The organism is Mojavia sp. (assembly GCF_059505145.1).
Window position 1 is genome coordinate 1133 of record NZ_JCACKA010000066.1, and the last position, 22932, is coordinate 24064.

Genomic DNA, 22932 nt, shown 5'->3' on the forward strand with positions numbered 1-22932 from the left:
CTCAAAGACTCATTAACGAGTATTAAAGACTCATCAGCCAGTAGAATGTGTTATATCATTTCACTTTAATAATGATACAAATACGCGGGGTAGGGGTTTAGCAGTGCTAAACCCCTACGAAAAATTTATGTCTACAGGATTTTCGTGAATTGGTATTAGCAACAGCGTAACGCACCATCTTTATTTGTGACAGTGCGTTAGACCTTCCTTAATTACGAATTATTATCAGTGTTGATGTACTCGCTCAAGTAGCCACAGTGAAGAGACAGTGCCTACAAAATGAGCTACGATTCCATTAAAGTTTGCTACCGCCACAAACACATCAAGCGCTCGAATAATTTTATAAGGGTCAGTGATTGCTACTCCTGGAGGTTGGGAGATAGATTTTGCTACCAGTACTCCTAATGTTGAACCACCACCCAAAATAGTTAATAATATACCCACCAAACCTACGATCACTCCTAGCCGAATAGCACTAACTGTATCTACCTTACTAGGATGAAGTGCCGGATTAGGATTTGCTAAACGCTTGCCTATCCGCGTGTAACGAAAATCCCAATAGACACTAAATAATAGCGCCACAATTCCACACGCGGCCCAAAATATACCTACCCCAAGACCTGCATTCTGTTGTTCGGTAAAACCACGACCAGTTGCAGCAAACAACAAAGCTATGCCACAAACTACGGCCAGTCCCAATTGTATCCAAAAGGCAATCCAGCCTGTGAAGTGAATAGTATTAGCAATTCCTTTAATTTCGGGTGCTGGCGATCGCACTTCTGATTCGGTTTGCATATTACTTTTTATCTAATTACCATATCCCTATTCACTAAGCATATTTCTACTACTACGCCTCATACCCCCATCTCCAGACAGAAACATCACAAAATCTGGGGGAATACAATCGCAACTAATAGGCCTGGGAACTCTCAAAGCGGCATTAATTTTTTATGGCTAAACAGCGGCAAAATATTAACCAAATTGCTCAACAAACCTTTGGCTACGATCACTTGCGTCCCGGACAGGAAGAAGTTATCAAAGCAATTCTTGAAGGATACGATACTTTAGCCGTAATGCCTACGGGTTCAGGTAAATCTGCAATCTACCAAATTGCTGCTTTGCTAATTCCCGGTGTCACAATAGTTATCTCCCCTCTACTGGCCCTGCAAAGTGACCAAGTAGAAAGTATTGCCGAACAGGATATCGCCGCAGCCGCAGCCGTCAACTCTACTATTTCCAATTCTCAACGCCAAGAAGTCTTTACTGATTTAGAACACCAACAGCTAGAATTTCTCTTTCTTTCTCCAGAACAATTCAATAATGAGGAAGTCCTAGCAAAACTGATAGATGCTAAACCTTCTTTATTTGTAGTTGATGAAGCTCACTGTATTAGTGAGTGGGGGCATGATTTCCGTCCCGACTACCTACGATTGGGTGCAGTCATTGCAGCACTTGGTCATCCCACTGTTTTAGCACTAACCGCCACCGCTTCTCCTTTAATTCGGGATGAGATTGTTGAACGCTTGGGGATGCGAGAAGCGCAGATATTTGTACGTGGTTTTGACAGACCAAATATTTGGCTGGGTGTTGAAAGATTCCACGAGGAAACCGAAAAACTTAAGGCTTTGCTCAAGTATGTTAGCGCCACCAAAAAACCAGGAATTATTTACGCAGCCACCCGAAAGCATACAGAAAAACTGGCGGCAATTTTGCGGAAGAAAGGTATAAAAGCTTTGCCCTACCATGCTGGCATGAAAACAGGAGAACGAGAGCAAGTACAAGCTGCATTCATGGCAGATCAAGCAGAAGTAATTGTAGCTACTTGCGCTTTTGGTATGGGTGTAGATAAACCAAATGTGCGCTTTGTTTTTCACTACGACATCAGCGATTCTCTGGACTCCTATTACCAAGAAATTGGGCGTTCTGGGCGAGATGGCGAGGAAGCACAAGCAATTTTGTTTTACCGTCCCGACGATTTGCAAATCCGCCGCTTTTTAGCTAGTGGCGGCAAAATAGATGTTGATGAAGTGTTGCAGGTAGTGGAAGCAGTACAACAAGCTGATGAACCAATTGATGTAGAAGATTTACAAGCAGCAACAGATTTATCCCAAAGCAAAGTCACAAAAGCTATCAGTCGCTTAGAAGAAGTAGACGCTGTGGAAGTTTTACCAACAGGTGAGGTAACAAAAAGCGAGGCAGAAGTTGACCAAACTACTTCAGTACAAGCAGCCACCTTAGCACATCAGCGCCGGCAACAATTCATGCGATCGCGTCTAGAAATGATGCGAAACTATGCAGAATTGCGTGATTGTCGTCGTGAGTATTTACTAAACTATTTTGGCGAACCCCTAGCTCAAAAATGCGGATTTTGTGACAACTGCCAAGCGGGAATCACCATTGAGGAAGATACATTTCAACCATTCCCCATCAATAGCTGTGTAATTCATACTCACTTTGGTAAAGGGCAAGTAATGCGCTATGAAGCAGACAAAATGGTGGTTTTATTTGAAAAAGTCGGCTACAAAACCCTCGCCATTGAACTAGTGCAGAGACTGTTAAAGCAGCTTTGAAAATAAAGGGGCTGGGGACTGGGGACAAGGGGACTGGGGACTGGGGACTAGGGACAAGGGGACTAGGGACAAGGGGACTGGGGACTGGGGACTGGGGAAGAAATGATGAGTGAGCATTAACTCTTAGCCTTTGGCTATTGCCCAATGCCCCTTACTGTAATATCCCCACCTGATAGCAAGTGATCAAACTCAGGGATGATGAGAAAACAGCGCCAAATTGCCAATATTGCAGTACATAGCTTGGTATTTAGATAATTGCTAGCGATCGCAAAGGATAAGGCGGCATGATTAAATCTTGGTTGGTAATTGGGGGTGTAGCTTTCGTAGTTGCCTTAGCAGCTAACTTAATTACACCCAGCGATCGTAAGTGGTTTGAGCGATTGCGAAGACCCAGATGGCTAATTTTTGAACCAGCAATTCCCATCATCTGGACTGTAATCTTTATTTGTGGTGCTTGGTCAGCTTATATTATTTGGGAAAGCAGCCCTGGAACTACTAATACTTGGTTGCTCATGGGTTTATACTTACTTCTAGAAATTGTGACTATTGCTTACACGCCTGTCATGTTCCGGCTTCGCAGTCTCAAGGTTGGTACGATTATTGGTGGCACAGGCTTTATTGTCGGTCTTTTACTAACACTTGCAGTCTTACGTACCTCTGCTTGGGCAGCATTATTATTAGTGCCTTATTTACTATGGAGTCCAATTGGTACTTATACCACTTGGGAGATGCTTAAGCTCAATCCTCAAGACGCTTAATTAACCAGAGATTCTCACCAGCGACTGATTAAACTTATACCTTAAATTGCCAAACTTGCATTGTACAAGCCTTCTTAAGGGTGAACAGCATGATTCAATCTTGGATGGTGATTGGGGCTGTAACATTCATAATCGCATTGGGAAGCTTTTTCATCACACCTCGTGATGTCAAATGGTTCGCATTGTTAAGCCGCCCCCGATGGCTAATTTTTGAGCCATTAATTCCCGTAATTTGGACTGTAATTTTTATTTGCGGTGCTGCTTCAGCTAATATTGTCTGGGAAAAAAACCCAGGAAGCATTATTACTTGGCTGCTAATGGGATTGTACATTTTAGTAGAAATTATCACCGTCGCCTACATACCTTTAATGCTGAGGTTACGCAGTCTCAAAGCAGGAGAGGTAGTTGGGCTAGTCGGGATAATTTTCGGTGCTATTCTCACTGTTTGTGTTGCACCAATTTCTGGTTGGGCAGCACTTTTGCTCGTTCCTTATTTAGTTTGGTATCCTGTTGGAACCTACACAACTGACGAGTTGAGACAACTAAATCCTGAAGATGCGTAGCATCGCACCTATAACAAACGTCCATAGCGGGCTGTGAAAGAATTATCTGGATGAGATTGATTATTCAACCAAGCCCACATTTGATCGCCATAGGAAAAATGCCACCATTCTCTGGGATTACGTTGAAATCCCGCTTTTAACATAACATCTTGTAATAACTGACGCTGGCTGTGATACTGTTTTGCCTCTGGGTACTCACTATTGGCATAGTAATCGGGAAGCGATCGCTCTGACAATTCATCAATCGGCGAACCCATATTTACGATTTGCCCTGTATCATCTACCAGCGTCACATCTACTGCTGCACCCGTACTATGGGGAGGGGGAGTTTTTTCATCCAAGCTGGGTACAGCCCAAATTTGATAAACCAACTCCCAAATTTCTTGGCGTTGGTTGGGTGATAACTCCGCCTCAATTAAACTCCTCTGCTGTAGCGCCTCTGCAAAGCTGTAATCTACCATAAACTGCTGCACAGCTACTGGGCGATAGGCATCAAAGATTTGAATGTACCAGTTAGGGTGCAATAGTTGCAGATAATTTTGTGCTGCGATCAAACGGTCAATCACACTTTGCCGCAGATAATAAGGAGAGTGTTCACCATAAGGCGCACCGAGTTTTTCATAAGGATGGGGAGATTCCACCGCAAATAGTTTTAAAGGAATCTCCACCAAGGGTTCACCACACTCGACAATCGGTATTTGATGATAAGGTCTCATCTTCTAGTTTTAAAATGGGAATTGGGAATTGGGAATTGGGAATTGGGCATCGGGCATTGGGCATTAAATATTGATTTTCATGCCTTAGTTGTGGGATTTTCCTGTGGGGGGCTGTCTTGAAAATAAGGCAGAGGCCAGAAGGAATAAAAATTTTAACGCGATCGTTTTGTAATTTATTACATGAGTTCTAACTTGAAAATACTACTTCGACCAATATTGATGTAGATAATTAAATGCCCCATGCCCATTTAATTTATGACTGCTACTTATCCGTTACTTTGTCTACAACCTCTGGTACTGGATCATAACCACCTGGATGAAATGGATGACAGCGCAAGATGCGTCGAATCCCCATCCAGCCACCACGCCAAGGGCCAAATCTTTCAACTGCTTGCAAGGTATACATCGAACAAGTTGGTTGAAAACGACAAGTTGGCGGAAACAACGGCGAAATAAACATTCGGTAGCCCCGAATCAGCCAAATCAATAATAATTTCATAGCAGTAACCCAAATCTAATAAAGTAGTAACAAAGACTCAAATTTCCTAGTGGCATCTTTATTAAGTAAATTTCCCGGTTTAGAGTCAATTCCCCCTTTATGGCTAAAAATTGCCATCGTTGCGATTTGGGTATTACTCATTCTGATCATCGCATGGGGGATTAATCGCTTTGCCAAGAATGACCCAGAAGTTGTACGAAAGGTAGTTCATATTGGCACTGGTAATGTAATATTGCTCGCCTGGTGGCTGGATATTCCTGCAAGCGTAGGCATTACAGCCTCAATTTTAGCGAGCGCTGTAACCTTATTGTCTTACCGCCTACCAATTCTCCCTGGAATTAATAGTGTTGGCCGTCAAAGTTTGGGAACCTTTTTTTACTCTGTCAGTTTCGGCATTTTAGTTGCCTACTTTTGGTATGTGCAACAACCCCAGTACGCAGCGCTAGGAATTTTAGTGATGACATGGGGAGATGGACTAGCCGCTTTGATTGGGCAACGCTTTGGTAAGCATAAGTATAAAGTCTTCGGGGGGCAAAAAAGCTGGGAAGGCTCCTTGACGATGGCCCTTGCTAGTTATCTCGCCAGTAGTTTAGTTTTACTCGGTGTGCAAGGGAATATTTGGCAAACTTGGGTAATATCATTGCTAGTTGCATTGGTGGCTACGGGTTTAGAAGCCTTTTCGTTTTTAGGAATTGATAATCTCACAGTTCCTTTAGGTAGCGCAGCCCTGGCATATACACTAATTCAGCTACTTTGATGTAACTCAATGAATTGACAATAGTAAAAATTAAAAATTAGCAATAATTACAATCTCAACTCCCAATAAATTTTAAGAACATTAATAGTTTATTAGTTAAGTTTTTTAAACACAAAGCTCAACTTCTACCAATCCAATATACATAGGCAAAATTAAAAGTTGCTTTTAAGCAATGCTGCCAACCTACTACCGAAACAGGCTTTAGCACAGCTTCAAAAATAAACGGTATTAGCCAATACTTTTAGCTAAAAATACTGCATTGGTAAGATAAGCATAATCTTTTTACCATCTCTTTAGATGAGTATTAGATAAGAGATAAAGCTAATCTCTAGTCTCAGTTAGCTGAAAAAAAGAAATCTGCACCTGTTATAGTGTTGCAATTTCAAAAAAAGTTGTGATTTTGGAATCTAAAATTAGCCCACGGAAGGAATCTTCTTCATTTGGGACTATTTATATTGATTGTACTTTTTCCGTAAAAATAACCACAGAATTACAACCAAATAGAGATTATAAAATAGCTAAGTTTAACACTAAAGAGAGAGTAGATAAAGGCGCAAATGAATTTATATATAAAACAAATACAATAATTTACTGTTAAAAAATTAAGTTTTTTAAATGACTTTTTTTAATTATTCAAATCCGCCTCTGCGTCGCAAGCAGCCATCTGTAGAAATTCAAGAACTAGAAGGAATTTGGTACATTAACTGGCAAGTTGGTAAACTTAAACTTTATTCAACTTTTTATACCTGTATAGATCAAGCTTGTATATTTTGGAGTTTGCTCCTAATTACAATATTTTGGACTGCTCAATTTTTCCCGATAAGTTGGAGTTTACAAGCTACTTGGTGGTCAATCCTTAGCTGTATTGGCATCATAGCAATGGTTAATTGGACTAGTTACTGGGTAAAGTCTAAACAAGTTAGCTGGGTCTTATATTGTTGGGTACTGCTGATGCTTTGCGGCCTAATATTAACTGACTTAGGCATTTTTCTTGGTTGGCCTTTGATACTGCTGAATTTATGTGCATTGTGGTTAGGATTAAGCACAATCGGATACATTTGTACTGGTTTAGCAGTGCGATCGCGTGCCCTAATCTTCGCTGGTATACTTCATCTACTGTTAATTTTCTTACTACCTTATATTGCAGCTTGGCAGTTTCTCACCACTGGCGCATTCATGGCTTTATGCTTATTAATGTTGGCTGAATTTCAGTGGGACGGCTTATAAATCTTATAAATATAGAATAGAAAATTTCCTACTCAAACCTTTATTTAATCTACTAAAAATTAAAATAATTAAATTTTCCGTCAATACTACTTGAGAGATAAATAAAACGCCTAAATCTTACAAAAATTATCCCCATAGGTAGAGGATACCATAAAAAAATTGTCCAACTGTTAACAGTATACTAACAGCCTATTTTTCAGTAAAATCAAGATACTAAGATTAATCTTACAAATTTTATAAGTATCAAAAAATGAGATTTAGGGACTGGGCGACTAGAGTAATGCTAATTTTTCTGATGTTCGCCGCTCTCATTTTGGCGCTGTTTGCAGGGAAAGCAAAAAACTTACAAAATAATACAACAGCATCAAATCCAGAGATGACAAATTGGATTCAATATCCAAACATGGAACTCCAATCAGTAGAAAAGCCGGAGAGCAAATCTCAGGATATGCTTAAATCTCAAACTAAAACGAATCGGGTTGCAGCAAAATACATTACCACTCAAGCTTTTGCAAGCTATAAGCCTAAATATGAAATTGCACAGATACACCCAAGCAATTATGGAGAGCGGTATCCCAAAGACATTAATGGCGTACCTGTAAATAATGAACCAATTATCGTACTCCATGAAACCGGCAATTCTGCATCAAGCGCACTCCATTTTTTTCAAACACCCCATGATAATGAAAATATTCAAGCAAGTTATCATTCCTTAATTAAGCTAGATGGAACTGTGGTCTATTTAATTCCGCCAGACAAGCGAGCCTTTGGTGCAGGTAACTCAGTGTTTGATGGCCCCAACGGGCTGGAAACCGTAAAAACTAATCCTAATTTGCCACCGTCTGTAAATAACTTTGCTTACCACGTTTCTTTAGAAACACCACCAGACGCTTGGGGCAATAATAATAATCAACAAACTCACAGCGGCTATACAGAAGCTCAATATGATTCTCTTGCTTGGTTAATTGCTCAAAGTCAAGTTCCAGAAGATAGAATTACTACTCATCAAGCAGTAGATCGCTCTGGTCAAAAAGTTGATCCAATAAATTTTGATTTTGACAAGTTTCTGAACTTACTTAATATTTATCGCCAATTAAGGCCAATCAGTTAGGTAAACATCAAAAAATCTCAGGTAAAGACTTAAACATTAAATAGACTTTAGGTCTTTACTTGAGATTTTAAAGAGAATTAGCTTGCCTTATTTACTAAAGCTATAGATTTTTTGAGTTTCTAAGCGATCGCATATAGAAGAAGGCAGTGTATCAGCTAAGAAAGTCTGGCGATCAAGTTGGACTTGTAAATTAGTTAGGGGGTCGCTACCAGAAGAAATCAAAAATTCTAACTTTTGGATGTAAGGCAAAGTAGCTAGCTTGTCCAAAATTTGGAAGATTGCTTCTAGGTAAGGATGACCGCTTTGTTGATACCAATCACAGGCAGCAATTTTTGCTTGATCAAAACCCAAGTGTACAGTCAAGGATGGCTTGTCAAATAAAGCGATCGCTAGCGGACGCGCTTCTTCTTGGAGCAATAAATGATGATCTTTCGCTAAATGGCGCAATTTCTCCAAGCGTTCATAGCGTTTTGTCACCAATTGCGGATCATCTTGCCAGTGAATCGCCACTGTCACCAGATAAGTCTGCAACAGCATATGGCCTAGCTTTTTCGCTTTCGTTTCCAGGTAATAGGAGTTGTGGTCATTAGCCTCAATCAATAGCGGTACGCGATCAACAACTTCCAAACCATAGCCTTTGACTCCGGCAATCTTGCGAGGATTATTAGTAATTAAGCGAATCTTTTTCATGCCCAAGTCCATGAGCATTTGCGCGCCCATACCATAATCTCGCAAGTCAGCGGGAAATCCCAAGCGCTCGTTTGCCTCGACGGTATCCAGTCCCATATCCTGCAACGAGTAAGCTTTGAGCTTATTAATCAATCCAATTCCCCGGCCTTCTTGCCGTAGGTAGACCACTACACCTTGACCAGCAGATTCAATCATTTTCAGTGCTGCTTCCAACTGCATTCGACAGTCACAGCGCAAAGAACCCAAAGCGTCGCCAGTTAAACATTCTGAATGCATCCGCACCATCACTGGCTCGTTTTTAAAACTTGCGGGATCGCCTTTGACAATGGCAACGTGTTCGGAATTATCTAAGGTGTGGCGGTAAGCGTAGATTTTGAAATGACCGAACTGGGTAGGCAGATCGGCAATAGTTTCGCGGGTAATTAAGCGATCATGTTGTAGGCGGTAACTGATTAAATCAGCAATACTAATAATTTTGAGATGGTGAAGGTGAGCATACTCAATTAGCTGAGGCAATCGCGCCATTGAACCATTGGAGTTTTGAATTTCACAAATTACCCCAGCTGGGTATAGTCCTGCTAACCGAGATAAGTCTACAGCCGCTTCTGTATGCCCTGCCCGTTTCAGTACGCCTCCCGCCTTCGCGCGAATCGGGAAAATGTGGCCAGGACGACGTAAATCTGTGGGTTTTGTAGCTGGGTTAAGAGCAACTTGGATAGTGCGAGCGCGGTCTTCTGCTGAGATCCCAGTAGTTACGCCCAAATCAGGGCCTGCGTCAATACTGACGGTGAAAGCAGTTTGGTTAGTATCTGTTATATTACTCACCATTAATGGCAAGTCTAGTTCATCTAGGCGATCGCCTGTCATCGCCAGACAAATTAGCCCTCTTGCCTCCACCGCCATGAAATTGATCATATCAGGCGTAGCAAATTGAGCAGCACAAATCAAGTCACCTTCATTCTCTCTATTTTCGTCATCTACTACTACGATGACACGACCAGCTTTCAACTCTGCTAAGGCAGCGTCAATAGAATCAAACTTAAAAGGTTGGTTTGAGACGTTAGTAACGTCTTGGGTCGATGCTGCGGGAACCTTTCCCGACCCAGACGATTTTTGAAAGGCTTTCCCTACTTGAGGAGCCACTCCAGTGCTCTGGTCGCCAGAGTTTAGGGGAGTGGCGTGCGGCTGCCGTCTAGTCTTAGGCTTTGACACAGAGAATTTCCAGCTTCCAAAAGTAAATTTTTTTAACAATTTCTTCTTTTAGATTGTAGCTCCTTTACAAGGCAGAGAAGTAGACTAGCAATGATTTGATAACATGGCGAAAATTTCTGCCTAAAATTGGGACTTAGTACTCAATTGCAGTAATAAGCCGTCAGCGAGGGTATACCGCGATCGCTCATTCCATCCCAAAGGATGAGGTATTTAGCGAAATTGGGATTTTCCCAATACCCTATTCCCAACGTTCTAAGCCGGTGGACAGCATTTTCTCCATATATTTGGAAGAAGCAAGCTCAAAAACCGACTTTTTCTGAAAGTGTAAAATCTATTTACTATTTAAGTGCGGAGTCACCTCCAGCTTAAGTTTGTGGTGATTGTGCGCTACGCGTCTGGTCGCTGATATTGTTGATAGCTAAGAACTGATTAAACAAAAGTGGATAAGGATCTCAAATCATGAGCGAATTTAGACGCGTACCCGTTGGGATTGTTGGCGCGTCAGGCTATGGCGGAGTGCAGCTAGTACGACTACTGATGGATCATCCAGAAGTCGAACTAGTTTATTTAGGCGGTGAGAGCAGTGCTGGCAAATCCTTTGGGGATCTCTACCCACATTTGGCTCATGCAGTTAAGCTGCCAATAGAGGCAGTAGAACCAGAACTCATTGCTCACCGTTGTGAAGTGGTGTTTCTCTCTTTACCAAATGGTCTGGCTTGCCAAATTACACCTAAACTCTTAGAAAAAGGATGTAAAGTACTAGATCTAAGTGCCGACTATCGATTTAGTGATTTGGCAACCTATACCACTTGGTATGGCACTGAAAGAAGCGATCAAACAACTGCTGCTACAGCAGTATACGGATTACCAGAACTTTACCGCGATCGCATTGCCGAATCACAGCTTGTTGGCTGTCCTGGTTGCTATCCTACCGCTAGCCTTCTGGCACTTTCACCACTCCTGAAGCAAGGCTTAATTGTGCCCGAAACTGCGATTATCGATGCTAAGTCTGGTACTTCCGGTGGTGGACGGCAAGCCAAAGTCAATTTTTTACTAGCTGAGGCAGATAACTCTCTGGCAGCATACGGTGTAGGACGTCACCGCCATACCCCGGAAATTGAGCAGGTTTGCAGCGATCTCGCAGGGCACGAAGTCACAATTCAATTTACACCACACTTAATCCCAATGGTGCGCGGAATTTTAGCCACTGTATATGCCACACTGCGAGATCCCGGTTTAGTGCGCGATGACCTGATCACAATTTTCACAGCCTTCTACCGTAACTCTCCTTGGGTGAAAATTTGCGATAGTGGTATTTACCCCCAAACCAAATGGGCTAGTGGCAGTAATCTTTGTTATATCGGTTTAGAAGTGGATCGGCGCACTGGTCGTGTGATTGCCATGTCAGCAATTGATAACTTAATCAAAGGACAGGCAGGCCAAGCAATTCAGTGTTTAAATCTTATGATGGGTTGGGATGAAACCTTGGGGTTGCCCAAGTTGGGATTTTATCCGTAGATCGGGATTGGGGATTAGGGATTGGGTATTGGGTATTGGGTATTGGATAAAGAAGACACGGAGCAAGAGTTAATCATGGTTCTTTCCCCTTGTCCCCTTGTCTCCCCTGCTCCCTGCACAAGCTGCTTTTTCCTAGTCCCCAGTCCCCAGTCCCTAGTCCCCAATTCCCAGTCCCTAGTCCCCAATTCCCAATCCCCAGCCTCTACTTCGGCCCTAAATTCACCGTACCAGCATAAAGGGCGCGATCGCCTAGTTCATCCTCAATTCGTAGCAAGCGATTGTATTTTGCTACTCTTTCACTACGACAGAGGGAACCTGTTTTGATTTGACCTGCACGGGTAGCTACAGCTAAATCGGCGATCGTTGTGTCCTCTGTTTCACCCGAACGATGGCTAATAACTGACCGGAAACCATTGCGAGTAGCCAAGTCAATTGTTTCCAAAGTTTCAGTCAAAGAACCAATTTGATTGAGCTTAATCAAAATGGCATTACCAGCTTTTTGCTCAATGCCTTTTTGCAAGCGGGTGGCGTTAGTGACAAACAAATCATCTCCTACCAACTGTACCCGCGAACCAATCTTCTGAGTTAGTAACTGCCAATTTTGCCAATCTTCCTCATGCAAGCCATCCTCAATTGATACAATGGGGTATTGGTCAACTAGTTGCGCTAAATAATCAATAAACTCTACAGGGGCATGGGGTTTCCCATCGTAGACGTATTGTCCATCTTTGTAAAACTCACTAGCTGCCACATCCAACGCCAAAGCCACTTGTTCCCCTGGCTTATAACCAGCCTTCTCAATGGCAGCAACCAGCAATTCCAAAGCTACCTGATTCGACTCTAGGTTAGGAGCAAAGCCGCCTTCATCGCCCACGCCAGTCAGTAAACCCTTGTCATCCAATACTTGGCTAAGGGTAGCAAACACCTCCGCACCCCAGCGCAATGCTTCTCGAAAAGAAGACGCCCCAACGGGAACAATCATAAACTCTTGAAAATCCACGTTGTTAGCTGCATGAGCACCGCCGTTAATTACGTTCATCAACGGTACTGGCAATAAATTCGCTAAAGGGCCACCCAAGTAGCGGTATAGGGGAATTCCCAAAGACTCAGCACCTGCTTTAGCTGCTGCTAGCGAAACCGCCAAAATCGCATTAGCACCCAAATTCGATTTGTTAGCAGAACCATCGAGGGCAATCATTGTGCGGTCTAGCAGTTCTTGGTTAAGGGCATCCAGGTTTAACAACTTTGGCGCTAATGCCTCTTTCACATTTTGCACCGCCTTCAGCACCCCTTTGCCCCCGTAACGGCTTTTATCCTGATCCCGAAGTTCATGCGCCTCAAAAGTGCCAGTAGACGCACCACTAGGAACCTGTGCCAGTCCCACAGCACCGTTGAGTAAATGCACTTCTGCTTCAATTGTTGGCCTGCCGCGGGAATCGAGAATTTCACGCGCAACAATTGCCTCAATAGCAGTATCTAGAATTGTACTCATGTGTTCTTTATCCTTTGTTTCCTTTGTATGAGTGCGTTCTTACGGTCGATCGCATCCAGACCAGTGGTTTAGCCCAATCGCTAGCATAGGCGTTTAGGGGACTTTGTTGGCTGAGATTAAAGAAGATTTTCAAAGATTTTAGAATTCAATTTTTAAATTCACTGTTTGATTAAACCTGTGGATAAATTTAGGATGCCTTCAATCTCCCTCCATCAGCCCCTTGTAAAATGTTGGCAGAAATAACTATTCAACAGAGCAAAAACAAAAGGTCATTATGCGCTTACTACACACGATGCTACGAGTGGGCAATCTTGAAGAGTCTCTGAAATTCTACGGTGATGTCCTGGGAATGAAATTGTTACGTCGAAAAGATTATCCAGAGGGAAAATTTACGCTAGCTTTTGTTGGCTATGGAGACGAAAGCGACAATACAGTTCTAGAACTAACCTACAACTGGGGGACAGAAAAGTATGAATTGGGTAATGCTTACGGTCACATTGCTATTGGTGTTGATGATATTTATGCAACCTGTGAAGAAATCCGAAATCGTGGCGGTAAAGTAGTGCGCGAACCAGGCCCAATGAAACACGGTTCAACGGTAATTGCTTTTGTGGAAGATCCAGATGGGTATAAAGTTGAACTTATTCAAGTAGGTACTCAAGGATCGGCTGTTAAACAGGAATCAGAAAAACTTGTGACGCAGTAAAGTTCAATAATCCCACAGGTGATCAAGTTAAGCGTGAAGCAATGCCTGCACTCCAAAATTTTTTTGAGCTATTTAATTTTAATTTCAAGCTAAGAGGCTGAGTTTGTCAGGCATTGCGATCGCTATCAAGGATCATGCTGGTGTAGTATTTGCTATTACTAGGCAAAAATCAACCAAATTCAATCATAGATAGTGGTTTATTTAGCCATATCCTTCCCAAACAAGTCTAAAAATAAAAGATTTATCAAGTAACAAATTCACCTGACATTTCCTAAGCTGGGCAATTGGTTTGATTCAATAACATTATCATCTGGCGAAGTAACCCCAGAATGCTGTTTTCGTTTTAGATTAGAAAATAGATGATGAGTCAAGCTATTAGCAATTACCGATTTTAAATTGCAACTACAGATACACGCGGATACATACCGAGAATGTTTGGATATTTATTGGGGGGGTGGAAACTAGCAACTTTGAAGTATGTAGCAGCATTTTCATTTTAGGCTAGAGCTATAAGAGTATCGCTACGCAACTTGTGCGTCTTGTGCCTTTATCCAGCCCCAATCGTCACTTCCTACAATAAAATCCCAAAATCTAAATTCCAAACTAAAAAATTCTAAAGATGCAACCTACAGATCCCAATAAATTTACTGATAAAGCCTGGGAAGCAATTGTAAAATCCCAAGATATAGTCCGTGCTTATCAACAACAGCAATTAGACGTTGAACATTTAATTATTGCTCTGTTAGAAGAACCAACTAGTCTAGCAATACGTATTCTCGCAAGAGCTGAGGTCGATCCGCTGCGCTTACAACAGCAACTAGAAGCATTTACCCAACGTCAGCCCAAAGTTGGCAAAAGCGATCAGCTCTACCTCGGTCGTAGTTTAGATGTGATGCTTGACCGCGCCGAGGAAATTAGAGTGCGGATGAAAGATTCCTACATTTCTGTAGAACATATACTCTTGGCTTTTGCCGATGATGAACGCATCGGGCGAAGGCTACTCAAGGGTTTTAACGCGGAACCCGCCAAACTAGAAGCTACGATTAAAAACGTTCGCGGTAGCCAAAAGGTTACAGATCAAAGTCCAGAGTCTCGTTATGAAGCCTTACAAAAATTTGGCAGAGACTTGACAGAACAGGCAAAAGCTGGAAAGCTCGACCCAGTAATTGGGCGTGATGACGAAATTCGTCGGGTAATCCAAGTATTATCCCGCCGTAGTAAAAATAATCCAGTATTAATTGGTGAACCTGGGGTAGGAAAAACAGCGATCGCTGAAGCTTTGGCACAACGTATGGTCAACGGGGACGTTCCTGAGTCCTTAAAAAACCGCCAGCTCATCTCTTTAGATATTGGGAGTTTAATTGCTGGAGCCAAATATCGAGGTGAATTTGAAGACCGCTTAAAAGCTGTCCTCCGGGAAGTTACGGAATCGAACGGTCAAATAGTTCTATTTATCGATGAACTGCACACCGTTGTTGGTACTGGTTCCAATCAGCAAGGGGCGATGGATGCGGGTAATTTACTTAAACCAATGCTGGCAAGAGGAGAATTGCGTTGTATTGGGGCTACTACCCTTGATGAATACCGCAAATATATCGAAAAAGATGCAGCCCTAGAACGTCGCTTTCAGCAAGTGTTTGTCGATCAGCCAAGTGTGGAAAATACTATTTCCATTCTTCGGGGATTGAAAGAACGTTATGAAGTTCATCACAACGTTAAAATTTCTGATTCCGCATTGGTAGCAGCAGCAACTCTATCAGCACGTTACATTTCTGACCGCTTCTTGCCAGATAAAGCCATTGACTTGGTGGATGAGGCAGCAGCACAGCTAAAAATGGAGATTACCTCCAAACCCGCAGAGTTGGAAACTATTGATCGCCGCCTGATGCAGCTAGAAATGGAAAAGCTGTCATTGGCGGGAGAAGACAAAGTGGCTGCGCCAACGAGAGAGCGTTTGCAGCGAATTGAAGATGAAATCGCCAATCTAACCGAAAAGCAGCAAGATTTAAATGGACAATGGCAAGGTGAAAAGCAGCTATTGGAAGCGATCAGTGCCTTAAAGAAAGAAGAAGATGCACTGCGAGTCCAAATTGAGCAAGCAGAACGAGCCTATGATTTAAATAAAGCTGCCCAGCTGAAGTATGGCAAATTGGAGGGAGTGCAGCGCGATCGCGAAGCCAAAGAAGCGGAACTTTTAGAAATTCAAAGCGCAGGTTCGACTCTACTTAGGGAACAAGTCACCGAAGCTGATATTGCCGAAATCGTCGCTAAGTGGACAGGAATCCCTGTCAATCGCCTACTAGAGTCAGAACGGCAAAAATTGCTGCAACTAGAAAGCCATTTGCATCAACGAGTCATTGGACAACAAGAAGCCGTAGCAGCCGTAGCAGCGGCAATTCGACGCGCCCGTGCTGGAATGAAAGACCCCGGCCGCCCGATTGGTTCATTTCTGTTTATGGGTCCCACAGGTGTAGGCAAAACCGAACTAGCCCGTGCTTTAGCTCAGTTTCTCTTTGATTCTGATGATGCACTAGTGCGCCTAGATATGTCCGAGTATATGGAAAAACACTCGGTTTCCCGCCTTGTAGGAGCGCCTCCAGGATATGTTGGTTATGAAGAAGGTGGTCAACTTTCCGAGGTGGTTCGCCGTCATCCCTATTCAGTCGTGCTATTGGATGAAGTAGAAAAGGCACATCCAGATGTGTTCAATATTTTATTACAAGTGTTAGATGATGGTAGAATTACTGACTCGCAAGGCAGAACAGTAGATTTCCGCAACACCGTCATAGTAATGACTAGTAACATCGGCAGTGAATATATCTTAGATGTGTCTGGCGATGATAGTAAGTATGAATTGATGCGGAGCCGGGTGACAGATGCCCTGCGATCGCACTTCCGCCCAGAATTTCTCAACCGTGTCGATGACATCATCCTCTTCCACACCCTCAGCCGTTCAGAAATGCGGCATATTATCCGCATTCAACTTAAGCGAGTAGAAAATCTTCTCAGAGAGCAAAAAATCTCTTTTGATATTTCTGCACCTGCCTGTGACTACCTTGTAGAGGCAGGCTATGATCCAGTTTATGGCGCACGCCCCTTGAAACGGGCTATACAGAGAGAAATCGAAAACCCCATTGCCACCAAGTTATTGGAGAATACCTTTATCTCTGGAGACACAATTTACATTGACAAGGGAGAAAACGGGCTGACTTTTAGCAAAAAAATGCTTGTTAAGGTATCAGCCGCGCAAAATACTGTTAAGTTGTTGGGGTCATCACCTGAGTCGTGAACTCAATACATCACCTAAACAGTGCTGAGTTAAAAGTGCTGAGTACGGAAGCACTTTTAACTCAGTACATATAGCATTTACTATATTTGGGTAATAAAGAATACAGTGAATAAAATAGCAAGAGCAAATTGACCGTCTTGGAGGCGTCAATTATGAAAATTATTCAAGCTCTTGCTCGTTATTTCCCTGATCAATGTGGCGGAATTCAAGTCAACCTGAACGAGTTAATCCCAGAACTGCGATCGCATGGCATAGAAATCAAGATAGCAGCGGCTAGTAATGGTTCACCACTCTTACCCAATCCCCAATCCCTAATCCCCATTACCCCTTATCCCCAGAGGGGGCCCCACCTTCCCCAGCCCGTTTTATTTTTTAAAGCATCTCTAAAAGTAACTGTTTAGCTGTACTACCAGCAACTTCCCAGTTAAGACGATATAAATACTCATTGAATGATGACATAGCTAATCGTTCATATTCGTGGTAGTGAGTTAAATAGTGAACTATATAATTACAATAGTCTTCAATTGGTGCATCAACAGCAAAAGTTTTCCCATTAATATCATCTTTAATTACAGTTGGTATCCCTGCTATTTTTGTTGTTAAACAAGGTACACCAAAAGCGTTTGCTTCTACCAAAACATGAGGATTAGTATCTGCTCTAGTAGGTAACATCAGAAAATGAGAATCACCTATCAATTTACGCATCCGAGATAACCCATCGGGTGTAGACTTATTAATATATCCCAATGGCTTCACAAAACTTGGTAATGGTTCTTCAGAAACAGGTTGGCATCCTATAATTGTTAATTCTGCTTCAAAACCTATTTTGTTTAATTGTTTAGTTACTGCGAGGGCAATATCTCCACCTTTTCTATGCCAAAATACACCAGAGAAAAGTAATTTGCATGTTGTTTTGACCCTTGATTTAACTAAATTTCTAATATCTGAAAATGTTCTTTCTGGCTTGATTTCTATATTGGCCCCTCTAGGTATTACACGAATTTTTGACCTATCTATTTCATAAGTTTTAACTACAGTTTCCACCGCCCATTCTGAGGTAACTATAAGTAATTTACATTTTTCCAATGCAGCTTTTTCTATTTTATAAATGTTATTTTTAGTTTCCTGGCAAAGATTACTCAGATAAGGAAAAAAATTAATTAACTCTGCTAAGGTTGTATCTATCCACAAAACTATTGGCTGCTGACATTCTAGGTAGGCAGTAGGGGTTGCTCCTTCTGGAGAAATAATAATATCGCTATCCAAATGAGCTAATTTTTGGGCTATCTGTTTGGCATAATTTTGACAAACAATTGGTTCAACCCAATTGTAGTAATCTGTTTTAAATAAGTGGTGATAAAATAACCATTTACTTCTGGTTAACCAAGTCAAATTATTTTGTAGTGGCCCTAAATAGTCAATAAAAATATCTTGATTTGTTAATGTTTTAGCAATAAAATTACTTGCGCCATAATTACCGCCATGATATCTGGGCCAACTAGCAGGATTTTGGACATCATAAGTCGTAACATAAGCAATTTTCATAAACTACATTTGCTGTGATTTTTTTTAGTACAAATATTTTCAAAGTATTGGATAGTTTTCTTGGCTAAAACTTGCCATTCTAAATTCTCTAGATTAGCTTGTAGCGATCGCTCTCCTTGAATAGCCCAATCTAAGGCTGTAGCCAAAACTTCTGTAGTCAACTCTCCAGAGTACAATTTCACCCACTCTACCCCCACCAGTTCTTGTAGTTCTTTCATTGAACCCTTATCAGGCACTAATATAGGAGAATCAAAAGACAAAGCAAGTATTGCACTACCTGAGTTCAAAATTTCTTGAAAAGGTAATACTACTAAATCAGCTGCATGGAAATATATTTGTAATTGTTCATCAGGAATAAAAGAGAAACGCAATTTTACCTTGGAATCATTACCTGCTAAGTTCGATATCTGAGTACCTAGCTCTGGAGCTTCAATTTTACCTGCTATCAACAATATCCAAGCAGCGGGATCTAACTCTCGAAAAACCTGCACTAAATGAGGAACGTTTTTGTAGTAGTCAATATATCCTAAGAATAAAAGTAAATGATAATTAGGAGGAATATCTAAATTTGATCTAGCTGCTTCACGAGTAATTTTATTAGGGTAAATCTGCCGATAATGACCATGAATAATAACGCTATGAGGAATATATTGCAAACTAGGAAAAGTTTTTTCTGCTAATTCTTTACCCATTTTGCTATGACTAATACAACCATCCACCTGCTTAATGAACTTCGACTGAAACCAATCCGCTAGTTGAGGATGTAATAGAGAATGAGGATACTCATCGTGAATAGTCCAAATAATTTTTGTCCCCCTAACCTTAGCCCAATTTATAGCTAATAATAGTGTAATTGCCCGCAAAAGAGCCACAACTGATTTAGGGTGACGCAATATAGTTTCAGTTGGCCAGTGCAAATGAAAAATATCATAGTGTTGGCGAAAAAGCTTACTAAAAGTAAATTCTTCAACTATCACGCCCTGTTCAAGTATATGTGAATACAATAGCCAGTTATAGGGATTTTTGTACTTAGTTTTAAATGCTGGCCAGGCAATAATTTTCATCAAAAATTACCTATTTAATTCAATCATTAATGATTGTGCGATACTTCTTTACGAGATACTTTACGAACTGTCGGCTTCGCTATCACTGTTTCCCCGCTACTATAAACGAGTAGGGAAATCCGCATCAGTAATATGGTGTAAACAAACCTTGATCGGGCAAACGATCGCCACTATTATGCTCTTAAAATTCCCAGTAGGCAAATTTTATTAAACTAGAGTTATGCTAGAACAAGGCACCATCAGTATTCATACCGAGAATATTTTCCCAATTATCAAGAAGTCTCTCTATTCCGATCACCAAATCTTCTTACGGGAACTGGTATCCAACGCTGTAGACGCCATCCAAAAGCTGAACATGGTATCCCGCGCAGGGGAATTTACGGGTGAGATTGGAGAACCAGAAATTCAAATTGCCATCGATAAAGATAAAAAAACCCTTTCCATTACTGACAATGGTATCGGGATGACCGCAGAGGAAGTGAAAAAATACATCAATCAGGTTGCTTTCTCTAGCGCTGAAGAATTTATTCACAAATATCAAGGCAAATCAGACCAACCAATTATCGGTCACTTTGGTCTAGGTTTCTACTCTTCCTTCATGGTGGCGCAAAAAGTCGAAATTGATACTCTCTCATATCAAGAAGGAGCGCAAGCTGTTCACTGGAGTTGTGATGGTTCTCCAGAATTCACCTTAGTAGATTCACCCCGCACAACTCGCGGTACTACCATTACCCTCACTCTGCAAGCTGAAGAAGAGGAATTTTTAGAATCAGCACGCATTAAGAATCTTGTCAAGACCTACTGCGACTTCATGCCAGTCCCCATCAAACTGGAAGGTGAAGTATTAAATAAACAAAAAGCACCTTGGCGAGAGTCTCCCAGTAACCTGAGTAAGGAAGAGTATTTAGAGTTTTATCGCTACCTGTACCCTTTTCAGGAAGAGCCGCTATTGTGGGTACATCTAAATACTGATTATCCCTTTATTATCAACGGGATTTTATATTTTCCCAAAATGAAGCCCGATGTTGATGTGACAAAAGGGCAAATCAAGCTCTTTTGCAATCAAGTTTTTGTTAGCGATAACTGCGAAGAAATTATCCCGCAATTTCTCATGCCAATGCGGGGGGTAATTGATAGCACCGATATTCCTTTGAACGTATCGCGTAGCGCATTGCAAGGCGATCGCACTGTGCGGAAAATAGGCGACTACATTGCCAAAAAAGTAGGCGATCGCCTCAAAGAACTTTACCGCGACAACCGCGAACAATACATTAGCGCCTGGAAAGACCTCGGCACTTTTATTAAATTTGGTGTTCTCAACGACGAGAAATTTAAAAAGCAAGTCGAAGATATTATCATCTTCCGCACCACTGCGAAACTTACCGAAAAACCTGCTGAGACTCCAACCGTTGAAGTACAGTCTTCAGAAGGGGATGTTTGGCAAGATGTTACTCCACCTTCACCCAGCGCTGAGGGTTCAGCACTCAGCACTCTTTACACCACGCTGAAGGAGTATTTAGAACGCAATAAAGAACGCCACGAAAACAAGGTGTTTTACTGCACCGATGAAGCAACACAAGCAACCTATGTAGAATTACATAAAAGTCAAGGCCTAGAAGTCCTATTTATGGACTCCTTCATCGATACCCATTTCATTAACTTCCTAGAGCGGGAATATAATGATGTCAAATTCACACGGGTAGATTCCGACTTGGATAATACCCTACTGGATAAAGATAAGGCTGGGGAAATTGTTGATCCTAAAACCAACAAAACCAGAAGTGAGGTTATTAAAGAGCTATTTGAGAAAGCCCTCAATAAACCTAGACTCAATATCCGCACTGAAGCTTTAAAATCTGACAATCCCCAAGGAACACCGCCAGCAATGGTGTTACTACCAGAGATTCTCCGCCGCTTGCGAGACATGAACGCCATGATGCAACAGCAGACAGCAGAGTTTCCCGAAGACCACATTTTGCTGGTAAATACTGCTCACCCCCTGATTCAAAATCTCGCCAACCTTAACCAAGGTAGTATTATTCAGGGTGATGGTCAGTCATCTACAGATCATTTAGCGACGATGATTTGCCAACACGTCTACGATTTAGCCTTAATGTCCCAAAAAGGATTTGACGCTGAAGGGATGAAATCCTTTGTTGAACGCTCAAACGAAGTACTTACTAAACTCACAGAACAAGCCAGCAAGTAAAAACATTCTGTGTACCTTTGTGCCTTCCTGCCTTCGGGTGGCGTTCGCAAGGCTCGCAAGGCTCGCAAAGCTCGCTAACGCTGCGCTAACACCAGTCGCCTGCGGAGGGAAACCCTCCCGCAGCGCCGGTTCACCGTGTGCCTCTGCGTTTAAGCAAAGCTGTACTAAGGGACTAAAATAGAAAGGTTGTATTCAAATAGTCATCTGGAGCTACTTGTTATGTCTCGTCGCTGTGAACTAACTGGTAAAAAGGCAAATAACGCCTTTGCAATTTCTCACTCTCACCGCCGTACCAAACGCCTTCAACATGCAAATCTGCAAGACAAGCGTGTTTGGTGGCCAACTGGCAATCGCTGGGTAAGACTCAAGCTGTCTACCAAAGCAATCAAAACCTTAGAAACCAAAGGTATAGAAGCAATGGCAAAAGAAGCAGGAATTAATTTGAATCATTACTAAACTAGAACTTACGCACTCAGATCCCCCAACCCCCTTCAAAAGGGGGCTTTAGACGTTCCCCCCTTTTGAAGGGGGGTTAGGGGGGATCAAGGTTTCAGGCTTGAGTGCGTAAGTCCTATAAACTTTTGAACAAGGTATAGACTAGCAAACTTAATTCCTCAGTATTAACCTGTAAGAAAATATTTGCTCCAGCAACCTCCTCATTCCGGGGAGGTTTTTAATTGTTGATGTTATTTTGTACCTAGATAGAAGGTTGGGCTGAACGAAGTGAAACCTAACAAACCCCGAAAATTTTAGGTTTCGTTCCTTAATTGAACCGTATTCATTTTTAGCCTGCGTAGGCAGGCTTTGTTTGTTGATCCTGACCCTTCTAGGGTGTAAGTGCAAAATATAAGCAAATGAAAGAAGCACATTTTTCCTTATTAGTTAATTCTATTGAGAATCTATCTAGGCGCAAAGTAACATTATTCTAAATAAGATTACTGGAGATATAAAAACTTTTTTTCTTTATTAAGTTAAAACTTTACACAATTTCAGTATTTTCCAGTTT

The 22932-nt window shown here is 41.8% G+C and carries 19 protein-coding genes; 12 read left to right on the forward strand and 7 right to left on the reverse strand.

Going from position 1 to position 22932, the window contains the following annotated elements; genetic code table 11:
• Positions 1-225: 225 nt before the first annotated feature.
• Entirely contained in the window at positions 226-795 is a 570-nt protein-coding gene (locus tag AC5JL8_RS15540; protein WP_495880063.1) for a DUF3611 family protein, read from the reverse strand.
• 155 nt (positions 796-950) lie between these two features.
• On the opposite strand from AC5JL8_RS15540, the gene AC5JL8_RS15545 reads away from it, so the two are divergent.
• The 3 genes from AC5JL8_RS15545 (at position 951) to AC5JL8_RS15555 (ending at position 3891) form a co-directional block, all read left to right on the forward strand.
• Positions 951-2570, forward strand: coding sequence for a RecQ family ATP-dependent DNA helicase (locus tag AC5JL8_RS15545; RefSeq protein WP_495880064.1), 1620 nt, complete (start codon positions 951-953; stop codon positions 2568-2570).
• Between the two features lie 284 nt (positions 2571-2854).
• Entirely contained in the window at positions 2855-3328 is a 474-nt protein-coding gene (locus tag AC5JL8_RS15550) for a TspO/MBR family protein (protein ID WP_495880065.1), read from the forward strand.
• Positions 3329-3417: 89 nt separating this feature from the next.
• Positions 3418-3891, forward strand: coding sequence for a TspO/MBR family protein (locus tag AC5JL8_RS15555; protein WP_495880066.1), 474 nt, complete (start codon positions 3418-3420; stop codon positions 3889-3891).
• 8 nt (positions 3892-3899) lie between these two features.
• Here the strand turns inward: AC5JL8_RS15555 and AC5JL8_RS15560 are convergent, their stop codons facing one another.
• Both AC5JL8_RS15560 and yidD read right to left on the reverse strand, forming a co-directional pair.
• Entirely contained in the window at positions 3900-4607 is a 708-nt protein-coding gene (locus tag AC5JL8_RS15560; protein WP_495880067.1) for a M15 family metallopeptidase, read from the reverse strand.
• Positions 4608-4869: 262 nt separating this feature from the next.
• Complete coding sequence (gene yidD, locus AC5JL8_RS15565; protein WP_495880068.1) at positions 4870-5106, reverse strand: membrane protein insertion efficiency factor YidD; 237 nt, start codon at positions 5104-5106, stop codon at positions 4870-4872.
• Positions 5107-5155: 49 nt separating this feature from the next.
• On the opposite strand from yidD, the gene AC5JL8_RS15570 reads away from it, so the two are divergent.
• The 3 genes from AC5JL8_RS15570 (at position 5156) to AC5JL8_RS15580 (ending at position 8201) form a co-directional block, all read left to right on the forward strand.
• Positions 5156-5863, forward strand: coding sequence for a diacylglycerol/polyprenol kinase family protein (locus AC5JL8_RS15570; RefSeq protein ID WP_495880069.1), 708 nt, complete (start codon positions 5156-5158; stop codon positions 5861-5863).
• 615 nt (positions 5864-6478) lie between these two features.
• Entirely contained in the window at positions 6479-7090 is a 612-nt protein-coding gene (locus AC5JL8_RS15575; protein ID WP_495880070.1) for a hypothetical protein, read from the forward strand.
• 250 nt (positions 7091-7340) lie between these two features.
• Positions 7341-8201 (forward strand): N-acetylmuramoyl-L-alanine amidase, encoded by an 861-nt coding sequence (locus AC5JL8_RS15580; protein ID WP_495880071.1) that lies wholly within the window; start codon positions 7341-7343, stop codon positions 8199-8201.
• A gap of 87 nt (positions 8202-8288) precedes the next feature.
• Here AC5JL8_RS15580 and ribBA read toward each other — a convergent pair whose 3' ends face one another.
• Positions 8289-10103 (reverse strand): bifunctional 3,4-dihydroxy-2-butanone-4-phosphate synthase/GTP cyclohydrolase II, encoded by a 1815-nt coding sequence (gene ribBA, locus AC5JL8_RS15585; RefSeq protein ID WP_495880072.1) that lies wholly within the window; start codon positions 10101-10103, stop codon positions 8289-8291.
• A gap of 459 nt (positions 10104-10562) precedes the next feature.
• On the opposite strand from ribBA, the gene argC reads away from it, so the two are divergent.
• Positions 10563-11621 (forward strand): N-acetyl-gamma-glutamyl-phosphate reductase, encoded by a 1059-nt coding sequence (gene argC / locus AC5JL8_RS15590; protein ID WP_495880073.1) that lies wholly within the window; start codon positions 10563-10565, stop codon positions 11619-11621.
• Positions 11622-11823: 202 nt separating this feature from the next.
• Here the strand turns inward: argC and eno are convergent, their stop codons facing one another.
• Positions 11824-13113, reverse strand: a complete 1290-nt coding sequence (gene eno, locus AC5JL8_RS15595; RefSeq protein ID WP_495880074.1) for a phosphopyruvate hydratase — start codon at positions 13111-13113, stop codon at positions 11824-11826.
• A 274-nt stretch (positions 13114-13387) separates the two neighbouring features.
• Here eno and gloA point away from each other — a divergent pair, with 274 nt between their 5' ends.
• From gloA to AC5JL8_RS15610, 3 genes are all read left to right on the forward strand, one after another.
• The gene (gene gloA / locus AC5JL8_RS15600; protein ID WP_495880075.1) at positions 13388-13819 is read left to right on the forward strand and encodes a lactoylglutathione lyase; all 432 of its coding nucleotides are present in this window, start codon (positions 13388-13390) and stop codon (positions 13817-13819) included.
• A gap of 619 nt (positions 13820-14438) precedes the next feature.
• On the forward strand, positions 14439-17108 hold the full coding sequence (gene clpB, locus AC5JL8_RS15605; protein WP_495880076.1) for an ATP-dependent chaperone ClpB: 2670 nt from the start codon (positions 14439-14441) through the stop codon (positions 17106-17108).
• Positions 17109-17260: 152 nt separating this feature from the next.
• Complete coding sequence (locus tag AC5JL8_RS15610) at positions 17261-17509, forward strand: hypothetical protein (protein WP_495880077.1); 249 nt, start codon at positions 17261-17263, stop codon at positions 17507-17509.
• On the opposite strand, the gene AC5JL8_RS15615 is transcribed toward AC5JL8_RS15610, so the two are convergent.
• Entirely contained in the window at positions 17481-18653 is a 1173-nt protein-coding gene (locus tag AC5JL8_RS15615; protein WP_495880078.1) for a glycosyltransferase family 4 protein, read from the reverse strand. The two genes, AC5JL8_RS15610 and AC5JL8_RS15615, sit on opposite strands and share 29 nt — an antisense overlap.
• Positions 18650-19717 (reverse strand): glycosyltransferase, encoded by a 1068-nt coding sequence (locus tag AC5JL8_RS15620; RefSeq protein WP_495880079.1) that lies wholly within the window; start codon positions 19715-19717, stop codon positions 18650-18652. The genes AC5JL8_RS15615 and AC5JL8_RS15620 overlap by 4 nt, the downstream gene beginning before the upstream one ends.
• Before the next feature lie 220 nt (positions 19718-19937).
• Here AC5JL8_RS15620 and htpG point away from each other — a divergent pair, with 220 nt between their 5' ends.
• Both htpG and rpmB read left to right on the forward strand, forming a co-directional pair.
• Positions 19938-21926 carry a molecular chaperone HtpG gene (htpG, locus tag AC5JL8_RS15625; RefSeq protein ID WP_495880080.1) on the forward strand — a complete coding sequence of 663 codons (1989 nt, stop codon included), beginning with the start codon at positions 19938-19940 and terminating at the stop codon, positions 21924-21926.
• Between the two features lie 219 nt (positions 21927-22145).
• Complete coding sequence (gene rpmB, locus AC5JL8_RS15630; protein ID WP_495880081.1) at positions 22146-22382, forward strand: 50S ribosomal protein L28; 237 nt, start codon at positions 22146-22148, stop codon at positions 22380-22382.
• The last annotated feature ends 550 nt before the right edge of the window (positions 22383-22932 follow it).